Annotated in this window: 2 protein-coding genes; both read right to left on the bottom strand. The window is 68.6% G+C overall.

Annotation, left to right across the window (positions count from 1 at the left end):
* Nucleotides 1-5,529 (bottom strand): amino acid adenylation domain-containing protein (locus tag AB0L97_RS37770; protein WP_364439661.1); only part of this gene is annotated, 5,529 nt, incomplete at its 3' end.
* Nucleotides 5,530-5,808: 279 nt separating this feature from the next.
* The coding region (locus AB0L97_RS37765; RefSeq protein ID WP_364439658.1) for an amino acid adenylation domain-containing protein at nucleotides 5,809-11,871 on the bottom strand (6,063 nt) is incomplete at its 5' end.

The raw sequence follows: 11,871 nt of genomic DNA, 5'->3' as shown, positions 1-11,871 counted from the left end.
AGTACGCGCCGCATACGCCACCATCACATCCCGCACCAACGGACCCATCGACGACGCATCCGCCGCGATGTGATGCACCACCACCGCCAACACATGTTCATGCGGCGCGTCCGCGATCCGCAGCAGCCGCACCCGCACGGGCACTTCGGCGGTCACGTCGAACGGAGTCGCCGCGAGCGTGTACACCTCGCTCGCGACCTCGTCCGCACCGATCGCATGCGCGCCCACATCCAGCGCCACCTGCCCGGCGGCCAGCACCACCTGCACCGGACCATCCGCGGTCTCCGGATACACCGTGCGCAGCACCTCGTGGCGCGCCACCACGTCGTGCAGCGCCGCACCCAGCGCGGCGACATCCAGTTCGCCGGTCAACCGCAATGCGAAGGGCAGATTGTAGGCCGTGGCGGCAGCGCCGTCCACGTGGTCGAAGCGGTTGAGGAACCACATCCGCCGCTGCGCCAACGACAACGGCAACCGCTCCGGCCGGGCGATGCTCCCCAGCTCCACACCACGCTCACCGGGCGTGTGCGACTCCAGCGCCGCCGCCAACCCCGCCACCGTCGAGTTCTCGAACAGCGCCCGCACCGGCACGCGAGCATCGACCGCCGCACCCAAGCGCGCCGCCGCCTGCGTGGCGACCAGCGAATTGCCGCCGAGCGCGAAGAAGTCGTCATCCGCGCCGACCCGGGTCACACCGAGCACCTCGCCGAACACACCCGCCACGATCTCCTCGACCGCCGTCGCGGGCGCACGGAACTCACGCGCGGTGAAGGCAGGTTCGGGAAGCGCCTTACGATCGAGCTTGCCGCTGGGATTCAGCGGCAACGCATCCAGTGCGACGATGGCGGCCGGAACCATGTAGCCGGGCAGCGTTTCCCCGATTGCAGCGAGCAGCTCGCCTTGCTCGATCGAGTACCCCGGCATGGGGACCGTGTAGGCGACGAGCTGGTCCCCGAGCGACGAAGGCGCGACCAAGGCCACCGCCTGGCTCACCGAAGGCTGCGCCAGCAGCGCCGTCTCGATCTCGCCCAGCTCGATCCGCTGACCACGGAACTTCACCTGGAAATCGGTCCGGCCGAGGTAGTCCAGCCGATGCGGCAGCGCTTCGGTCGGGGCGCGCCAGACCACCAGGTCACCGGTGCGGTACATCCGCTCACCGTTGCCGAAGGGATTGGCCACGAACCGGTCTGCCGTGAGATCGGGACGCCGCACATAACCGCGGGCCAGCTGATCACCGGCCAAGTACAGCTCACCGGGCACACCCACCGGCACGGGTTGCAGATGCGCGTCCAGCACATACACCTGGGTGTTCCACTGCGGCACGCCGATCGGCACGGAACGCTCGTCCGCGGCCGTCGCGGGCCAGTAGGTCACCGACACCGCCGCCTCGGTCGGGCCGTAGAGATTGTGCACGGCCGCGTCGGTCACCGTGCGCACCGCGGCGACGGTCTCCGGCGGCAGCGCTTCGCCGATCACGAAGATGTCGCGCAAAGTGGGGCACGACCCGGGAGCGGTGTGCGCGGCGAAGACCGTCAGCATGGACGGCACGAAGTCCGTCACCGTCACACCCTGCGCCGCAATGGTTTCCGCGACATACACCGGATCGCGGTGCCCGTCGTGGGCGGCGACGACCAGCTTCGCGCCCACGCGCAGCGGCAGGAAGTACCCCCACAGCGAGACGTCGAAGGTCGTCGCCGTCTTCTGCAGGTACACGTCGTCGGCGTCCAGCGGATAGGCCGCGAGCATCCAGCTGATCTGGTTCTGGATCGCGAAGTGCGAGATCGCCACGCCTTTGGGCCTGCCGGTCGACCCAGAAGTGAAGATCACGTACGCCGGATGGTGCGGCGACACCGGACGCACCAGTTCTTCCGCGCGAACCGGGCTGTCGTCGAATCGGTTCGGATCCAGCGCGTCCAGCAGCAGGACCGCGGTGCCTTCCGGCACGTCCACCGCGTCGGCGGAGGTCGTGAGGACGCAGACCGGCTGCGCCGTGTCGAGGATGTGCGCGATGCGTTCGGCCGGATGATCCGGATCCAACGGCACATACGCCCCACCCGACGCCACCACCGCATACATCCCCACCACGAGATCCAACGACCGCCGAACCGCCAACCCCACCAACGACTCCGCACCCACACCCTGCGAAATCAACAAACGCGCCAGCCGATTCACCCGCGCATCGAACTCACGATAAGTCAGCTCGACGCCCTCGTGCACCAAGGCCACCTCGTCCGCGTACGCCTCCGCGGCGCGCCGGTAACCGTCCAGCAGCAACTCTGCGGACACCGCGTACCTGGTGCTGTTCCACTCGAGCAGGATGCGTTCGCGCTCGGCGGGAGCCAGCAGGTCGATCGCGCCGATCGGCCGATCCGGCTCGGCCGCGACGGCGGTCAGCAACAGATCCAGCCGCCAGGCGAACTCGGCGATCGTCCGCTCGTCGAACAGGTCGGTGGCGTAGGTGAACATCGCCGTGAACCCCGTGGCCTGTCCACCGGCGGCGGGCACCACGGTCAATTGCAGATCGAATTTCGCCATCGCGCTGTCGAACTCGACCACCCGAGCGGACAGTCCGGGCAGAACTATCTCGGGCATGCTGAGGTTCTGGTAGAACAGCGCCACTTGGAACAACGGATGATGCGCCTGCGAGCGCACCGGGTCCAGCACCTCGACCAGCCGCTCGAACGGCAAGTCGGCATGCGAGAACGCGCCGAGATCCGTTTCCTTCGTCCGACCGAGCAGCGCACGGAACGACGCGCCGAGATCGATCCGGGTGCGCAGGACCAGCGTGTTGACGAACATGCCGATCAGCGGATCGAGTTCCCGCTCGCCCCGGCCCGCCACGGGCGTGCCGATGGTGATGTCGTCGGTGCCGGTGAGCCGGGCGAGCAGCACCGCCAGGGCGCTGTGCACCACCATGAACTCCGAGGCGCCCGCACTCTGTGCCAGTTCGGCGAGACCTCGGTGCACGGAGGCGTCCACCACGAAGGTGTACTCCGCGCCCCGGCCGGAGGCGACGGCTGGACGCGGCCGGTCCGCGGGTAGGTCGATCCGGTCCGGGATGCCCGCCAAGGCGTCGCGCCAGTAGGCGATCTGGGCCGCGGCCACCGAATCCGGGTCGTCCTCGTCGCCGAGCATCGCGCGCTGCCACAGCGTGTAGTCCGCGTACTGCACGGGTAGCGGTTGCCAGGACGGGCGGGCCCCGTTGCGCCGGGACAGGAACGCGCTGAGCAGGTCACGCAGGAACGGCGCGACCGAAGCGCCGTCGGCCGCGATGTGATGCACCACCACAACGACCACGTGGTCACCGGGACCGATCTCGGCGAGTGCGATGCGCAGCGGCACCTCCGCCGCGACGTCGAAGCCGGTCAGCGCGAATCCGCGCAGCCAGTCCGGTAGCTCGTGCTCGGCGACCGGCTTCGGCGCGAGGTCGGGAACGGCCTGCGCGGCGGGCAGCACCACCTGATACCCGGTACCGTCCACCGCCGGATACACCGTCCGCAACGTCTCATGACGCCCGACCACATCCGCGACCGCCGCCTGCAACGCCGCCACATCCAACACACCCGACAACCGCACCGCGAACGGAATATTGTTCGCCGCGGACCCGGTATCGAACTGATTCAAAAACCACATCCGCCGCTGCGCGGGCGACAACGGCACCCGCTCCGGACGCTCCACCGCCACCAACGCGCGCCGGTCGCCCGCGCCCTTCAACGGCTCCAACCGCGCGGCGAGCGCGGCGACGGTGGGGCTCTCGAAGATCAGCCGCGCGGGCACCCGCGCCGCGATGGCGGCCCCCAACCGGGCCGCGACCTGCGTCGCGATCAGCGAGTTGCCGCCCAGCTCGAAGAAATCGTCGTCCGCGCCGACCGGCGCGCCAGGGCCGAGCAGTTCGGCGAACACCTCGCCGACCAACTCTTCGAGCGGGCCGACCGGCGCGCGGAACACCTTGGTCTGCAACCGCGGCGCGGGCAGCGCCTCGCGGTCCAATTTGCCCACCGGAGTCAGCGGGATCTCGTCCAGCACCATGACGACCGTCGGCACCATATGCGCGGGCAGGCTCTGCTCGGCGAACGCGGCCAGTTCGGCCGCGTCGGCGTCCATCCCCGGCGTGGCGTGCACATAGGAGACGAGAATGGTCGCGCCGCTGTCCAGGTGGTGGCCGACGGTGACGGCGAAATCGACCGTCTCGTGCGCCGCCAGCACCGCATCGATCTCACCGAGCTCGATACGGAAACCGCGAATCTTCACCTGGAAGTCGTTGCGACCCAGGTACTCCAACTCGCCATCCGGCGTCCAACGCACCAGATCACCGGTGCGATAGAGGCGTGACCCATGCGCGTCGAACGGATTCGCCACGAAGCGGGACGCGGTCAGTCCCCGCCGTTCGTGATAGCCGCGGGCCAGTTGCGCACCGGCGATGTACAGCTCCCCCACGACACCGCTGGGGACCGGGACCAACCGCTCGTCCAGCACGTATTCGGTGACGGCCCGGATCGGCGCGCCGATCGTCACCGGTTCCCCCGGCACCAGCGGCGCGCTGATGTTCGTCATGATCGTGGTCTCGGTCGGGCCGTACCCGTTGAAGAACTCACGGGTGCGCCCACCCGACACCGGTAGCACCCAGCGCCGCACCAGCTCCGGCGGGCACGCCTCGCCACCGGCCACCACCACACGCAACTCGTCCAACCCCGCCGGATCCACCGACGCCAGCGCGGCCGGCGTCACGAACGCGTGGGTCACGGCCTCCCGGCGGATGAGGGACGCGAATTCCTCGCCGCCGAACACCGTGGGGGACGCGACGACCATGGTGGCCGCGCCACCCAGCGCGAGCAGCAACTCCAGCACCGACGCGTCGAACGACGGCGACGCGAAATGCAACGTCCGCGACGCACTCGTCACCCGATACCGATCACGCTGCTCGGCACAGAAACTCGCCAACCCCGCCTGCGTGACGACCACACCCTTCGGCTTGCCCGTTGAGCCGGAGGTGTAGATGACGTAGGCGGGATGCTCCGCGCGCAGCGGACGAACCCGATCGGTGTAGGTCACCGGATCGGCCGGGAACTCCGCGAGCCGCCGGACGCAGTCCGCGGTGTCGATGGCCAGCCACTCGACCCGGTCCGGTAGGTCACCGCGGAGTTCCTCCACGGTCAGCCCGAAGACCGAGCCCGAGTCGGCGACCATGTGCTCGACCCGGTCGGCCGGATAATTCGGATCCACCGGCACGAACCCCGCACCGGTCTTTGCCACCGCCCACACCGCGACCACCGACTCCACCGAACGCGGAACACCGACCGCGACCAGATCCTCCGGACCCACCCCGCGATCGATCAACAAACGCGCCAAACGCGTGGACCGTTCGTCCAGCTCGGCATAGCTCAGCGCGGCCAGCGTGGCGGTCGCGTCGGCGAACACCACGGCCGCGCCGCTCGGGTTGGCCTCGACGGCGGTGGCCATCAATTGCGGCAGAGTGGTGACGCGGGGGCGGCGGGTCCGGGTCGGGCGCACACGCGCCGGGCGGGTCATACGCGCACCGCTTCCGCAGTCTCGTCACGCCGCTGCCCGACCGCCCGAACCATCGTGCTGCCTCACCCTGTCTATCGTCGCCGCACGCACGTCACCATGCTCCCCACCCTGGGATCATCGAACGTGCGCAGGTCGATCGTTACCTGACCACCGGCGCACGCCGAGCGCGACCGGCCTCGACCCTGGGGTTTCGGGTCGAAAACGGACGCACGTGACGAGTGCCGCGGTTGATTATTACCTGCCGACGCGCGATTGGGGTCGCGACGTCGGCAGGGATGGTCAACGGCGAGCGTCGAGCAGAGCGGCCAGCTGCGGTCCGATCACCGCCAGCGCCTCCGGTGTGGCCATCCGAGCGTGGGTAACCTCGACCGGCCGGTCGACGACCATGCCCTGGACGTACGGCCACCAGTCGGCCGCGGCGGCGCGCAACTCGTCGGTGGGATCGGCGACCGCCGCGCTGAAGTACTGCACGGTGCCGCGGAATACTCCGGGCCGGTGCTCGGCGATCAACTCCGCCGAGCGGACCGCGGTGCGGTAGATCCGGCGCAGCCGCTCGGGAGTCACCGCGACCAGATCGGCCGGGATCATGGCGTGCAACGCGGCCAACGACTCGTCGTCGAGTTCGTAGACATCGCCGTCCGCGGTGACCGCCGTGCCGAGGCCGAGTTCGGCCAGGGCCCCGCGCACCGCCGCGCGGAATCCGACCACGTCCGGATTCGGATGGCTGTCCATCATGGCCAGCAACTCCACCCGCTCGCCCGCGTCCTGCAGCCTGGTGGCGATGGCATGGGCGAGCACGCCGCCGAGGGACCAGCCGAGCAACCGGTACGGACCCTGCGGTTGTACCGCCCTGATCTCGGACAGGTAGCGCTCGGCCAGTTCGTCCAGCGAACCGGGCAGCTCGACGTCCTCCGACAGCGCGGGCGATTGCAGGCCGAAGATCGGCTGCTCGACGGGCAGGAACTGGGCCAGACCCGCGTACGACCAGGCCAAGCCGTACATCGGATGCAGGCAGAACAGCGGTGCCGCCGATCCGCTCGCCCGGATGGGCAGCAGCACGTCCAGCGCCGCGGTGGCGTCGGCGTCGCCCGCGTCGATGCGCGCGGCCAAGCCCGCCACCGTGGCGTCGGTGAAGAACCACTGCACCTGCACCGTCGCTCCGGTCGCGTCCCGCAGCCGTCCGGCCACCTGGGCCGCGAGCAGCGAGTTACCGCCGAGCCCGAAGAAATCGTCGTCCAGGCCGACGCGGTCGGCGCCGAGCAGTTCGGCGAACGCGGCGGCCACGGCCTGCTCGGTGACCGTCTGCGGCGCGCGGTAGGCGGCTGTGCTGACGATCTCCGGCGCGGGCAGCGCCCGGCGGTCCAGTTTCCCGTTCGCCGTCAACGGCAACACCTCGAGCACGACCACCGCATCCGGCACCATGTACCCGGTCAGGAATTCGGCGACTTCGCCGCGCACCGTGGTCGGGTCGATGCTCGCGCCCGGGTCGGGCACGACGTACCCGATCAAACGGTCACCGGCATGCTCGTCGGTACGGACCACCGCGACCGCCTGCCCGACCCCGGCACACCGCAGCAGCGCCGCCTCGATCTCCCCGAGCTCGATACGGAAGCCACGCAACTGCACCTGCTGATCACCGCGACCGGCGTACTCCAGGGCGGCGTCGTCACCGCGGGCACGCCAGCGCCCGATATCCCCGGAGCGATACATCCGCGAGCCCGGCGCACCGAACGGATCGGCCACGAACCGTGTCGCGGTCAACCCCGCACGCCCCAGATACCCGCGCGAGAGCTGCGCGCCGACCACATGGATCTCCCCTGCCACCCCGACCGGCGACGGGTGCAACCGGTCATCGAGCACGTACGCGTCCAGACCCGGGATCGCCCGCCCGATCACGCTGGCCGGGTTGTCGACCATCTGCTCGTCCAACGACAGGAACGACACGTGCACCGTGGTCTCGGTGATGCCGTACATGTTCACCAGCCGCGTCCGCTCACCGTGGCGGGCATACCAGCGGCCCAGCTTCCGCAGATCCAGCGCCTCCCCACCGAAGATCACATACCGCAACCCCAACTCACCCCCGCCCGCCGCGGCGCGGTCGGCCTCCACCAGCTGATAGAACGCCGACGGCGTCTGATTCAGCACCGTGACCCGCTCATCGATCAGCAGTTCGCGCAACTGCTCCGGTGAACGGGAGGTCAGGTAGTCGACCACGACCACGCTGCCGCCGTGCGCCAGCGCGCACCACAACTCCCACACCGAGAAGTCGAACGCGAAGGAATGGAACAACGTCCACACATCGGTCTCGTCGAACCCGAATAATGGCTGCGTGTTGGCCAGCAACTCGATGACGTTGCGGTGCGCCACCCCCACACCCTTGGGCACCCCGGTGGAACCGGAGGTGTAGATGACATACGCCAGATTGTCCGCCCGCAACCGGCCCACCCGATCGGCATCACTCACCGGCGCATCGGAGAACTCGCGTGCCGCCTCCAGCAGCACCACCGGCAACCCACCCGACGGCACCGCCTCCCGCTGCTGCACCGTGGTCAGCACGCAGACCGGGGCGGCGTCTTCGAGCATGAACTCCAACCGCTGCACCGGATACCCGGTATCGATCGGCAGATACGCCGCCCCCGCGATCAACACACCCAACAACGCGACCGGCAACTCCTCGCTCCGCGCCACCGCCACCGCCACCAACGACTCCGGACCCGCACCCCGAGCGATCAACGCCCGCGCCACCTGATTCGCCCGCGCATGCAACTCACCGAAAGTCAACGTGGTCTCACCCGAACGGATCGCCACCGCGTCCGGGCGCAACCACGCCTGTTCGGCGATCACATCCGGCAGTGTCGCACCGGGAACCCAGGCCCCCGGCACATTCCACGCACTCAGCACCTGGTCGCGTTCGCCGGGCGCGAGCACATCGATATCGCCCACCACGGCTGTGGCATCGGCCGCGACCGCCGCCAGGACACGACGGAACCGGCTCGCGAAGTTCCGCACCGTCGATTCGTCGAACAGGTCGGTCGCGTAACCGATCACCACCGACAGACCCGGCGCACCGGGCTGCTCGGCCAGGGTGATCTGCAGATCGAACTTGGCCGCCGACACTCCCGGATCGATGCCCGACACCGTGAGCCCGGGCAACTCGAGCGTCGCGGGAGCGAGGTTCTGCAGCACCAGCATCACCTGGAACAGCGGATGCCGCGCCGCCGAGCGGACCGGATCGAGCAACTCGACCAGCCGCTCGAACGGCAGGTCGGCATGGCCGAACGCGGCGACGTCGGTTTTGCGGACCTCGGCCAGCAGCGTTTCGAACGACGTGCCCGGCTCGACCTCGGTGCGCAACACCAGCGTGTTGACGAACATGCCGATGAGGTCGTCGAGTTCGGCCTCGCCGCGGCCGGCCACCGGGGTGCCGATCGCGATGTCCGAGGTGCCCGACAGCCGGGCCAGCAGCACCGCGAGCGCGGCGTGCACCACCATGAACAGCGTCGAATTGTGTTGTTTGGCCAGCTGTTCTAGCCCGGTGTGCAGGTCGGCGTCGATGTCGAAGGCGAAACTGCCTCCGCGATGGGACGCCTGGGCGGGCCGGGGCCGGTCGGTCGGCAGCGGCAGTTCCTCCGGCAGAGCGGCGAGCGCGTCCCGCCAGTACTCGGCCTGCTGCGAGATCAGGCTCTTCGGGTCGGTCTCGGAGCCGAGCACCTCCCGCTGCCACAGGCTGTAGTCGGCGTACTGCACCGGCAGCGGGGCCATGGCCGGGGCCTCGCCTCTGCTGCGCGCCTCATAGGCCAGGACCAGATCCCGGGTGAGCGGGCCCAGCGACCAGCCGTCGGAACTGATGTGGTGCGCGACGAAGACCAGCACGTGCTCGGTGGGGTCGTCCGCGCTCGCGGACGCGATCTCGAACAGCGCGACCCGGAACGGGACCTCCGTGGTGACCTCGAACCCCGCGCCGACCACGCTGGTCACCACGGCGACCGAATCGGCCGCGTCGACTCGCGCGGGTGTGAGGTCGATCGGCACCTCGTCCGCCGCGAGCACCCGCTGTACCGGGCCGTCGGACGTCTGCGGGTAGATCGTGCGCAGGATCTCGTGGCGCGCCACCAGATCCGCGACCGCCGCTCGCAGGGCCGCGACGTCCAGATCGCCGGTGAGGCGGATGGCGGCCGGGATGTTGTAGACCGATGAGGCCGGATCGAACTGGTTGAGGAACCACATGCGCTGCTGCGCCAGCGACAACGGGATCCGTTCCGGACGCGGACCGGCCACCAAGGCTTTACGCCCGCCAGCTCCCGCGTGCTGCTCGACCTTCACGGCCAATCCGGCCACGGTGGAGGCCTCGAACAGCACACGCACCGGCACACGCGCATCCAGCGCCGCGCCGATCCGCGCCGCGACCTGGGTCGCCAACAGCGAGTTACCACCCAAAGCGAAGAAGTCGTCGTCCGCGCCCACCCGCTCGACCCCGAGCACCTCGGCGAACACCGACGCCACGATCTCCTCGATCGGCGTCGACGGCGCACGGAACGTCTGAACTTCGAACTCCGGCTCCGGCAACGCCTTGCGATCGAGCTTGCCGTTGACGTTCAACGGGAGAGCATCCAGCACCACGAACGCCGCAGGCACCATGTACGACGGCAACCCAGCGCTCAGTTCGGACTTCACCCGAGCCACATCCACGCCGGATCCGGCACCGGCCGTATCGTCGGCATCGCCAGCGGCACCTGCTCCAGCATCCACAGGCACGATGTACGCGACCAACCGGTCACCGGTCTGCGGATCCGACTTCGCGATCACCGCAGTCTGCGCGATCTCCGGCAGGGCGAGCAACGCGGCTTCGATCTCACCGAGCTCGATACGGAAACCACGGATCTTCACCTGGAAATCCGTACGACCCCGATACTCGAGTTCGCCTGTGCTCGTCCACGCAACAAAATCACCAGTGCGGTACATCCGCGCACCGGGCTGGAACGGGTTGGCCACGAACCGATCCGCGGTCAGATCCGCACGACCGAAGTAACCACGCGCCAACTGCGCACCAGCCAAATACAACTCACCCGACACACCCACCGGCACCAGACGCAAACGCCCATCCAGCACGAACACCCGGCTGTTCCACTCCGGCGCACCGATGGGAACCGAAACCCGGTCGGTATCACTGACCCGATGGCTGGTGATGGACACCGCCGCCTCGGTCGGACCATACAGATTGAACAATTCGGTACGCGGATTCTCACGCAAGAACCGCTGCGCCAACGCACCCGGAAGGGCTTCACCGATCGCCAACACCCGCCACAGCGAATCCGGCATACCGGCAGTCAACAGCGCGTCCAGCATCGACGGGACGACGTGCAGCGTGGTGACCCATTCCTGGGCCATGAGTTCGTTGAGGTACGTCGGGTCCCGGTGACCGTCGGGTGAGGCGATGACCAAACGGCCACCGCACACTACCGCCGACCAGAACTCCCACACCGAGAGGTCGAACGTCGCGGCCGTCTTCAGCAGAATCGCATCCGCAGCGTCGAGCCCGAACTCGATGTTCTTCCATTGCAACTGGTTCGCGATAGCGCCGTGCGGAACCGCGACACCCTTCGGGCGACCCGTCGAACCAGACGTGAAGATCACATACGCCGTGTTCTCCGGACGCAACGGCGCGACGCGATCGACATCAGCGACCGGCGCGGCATCCAGCTCCGACAGATCCAGTTCATCGATCCGCACCACCGGCGCGACATCGGTCTCGAACTTCGCATCGGCATTGGTCAGCACACAAACCGGTGCCGCCGTCTCCAAGATGTAGCTCGTCCGCTCGGCAGCCTGATCCGGATCCACCGGCACATACGCACCACCGGACTTCGCCACCGCATACATCGCCACGATCAAATCAACGGAGCGACGCAACGCCAGCGCGACCCGCGACTCCGGACCGACACCCAACGAAATCAAGTGCCGCGCAAGACGATTCACACGCAAATCAAGTTCGGCGTAGGTCAGCTCGACCCGCTCGCCATCGACCGCGTCCGCGACCAGCGCCGTTGAGCGCGGGTCCGCCGCGACACTGGCGTCGAGCAGCGAGGCCAGCGTCGCTCCCGTGTCGACGGCCTGGTCGGTGGCGTTCCAGCGTGCCAGCACGTCGTGCCGTTCGGTGTCGGCGAGTAGGTCGAGATCGCCGACCGGGACGGTGGGATCGGCGACCACGGCGGCGAGGATGCGCGCGAGCCGATCAGCGAACCCTTCGACCGTCGCCCGATCGAAAAGATCAGTCGCATACGTCAAGAACCCACCGATACCCCCAGCCGCACCCGACTCCGCATAAGCATCACCCACGATCAA

Source organism: Nocardia sp. NPDC051911 (assembly GCF_040681035.1).
Classification (GTDB): domain Bacteria; phylum Actinomycetota; class Actinomycetes; order Mycobacteriales; family Mycobacteriaceae; genus Nocardia; species Nocardia sichangensis.
Note: the sequence above shows the minus strand (reverse complement) of the source record. Positions and strands in the feature narration are given on the sequence as shown.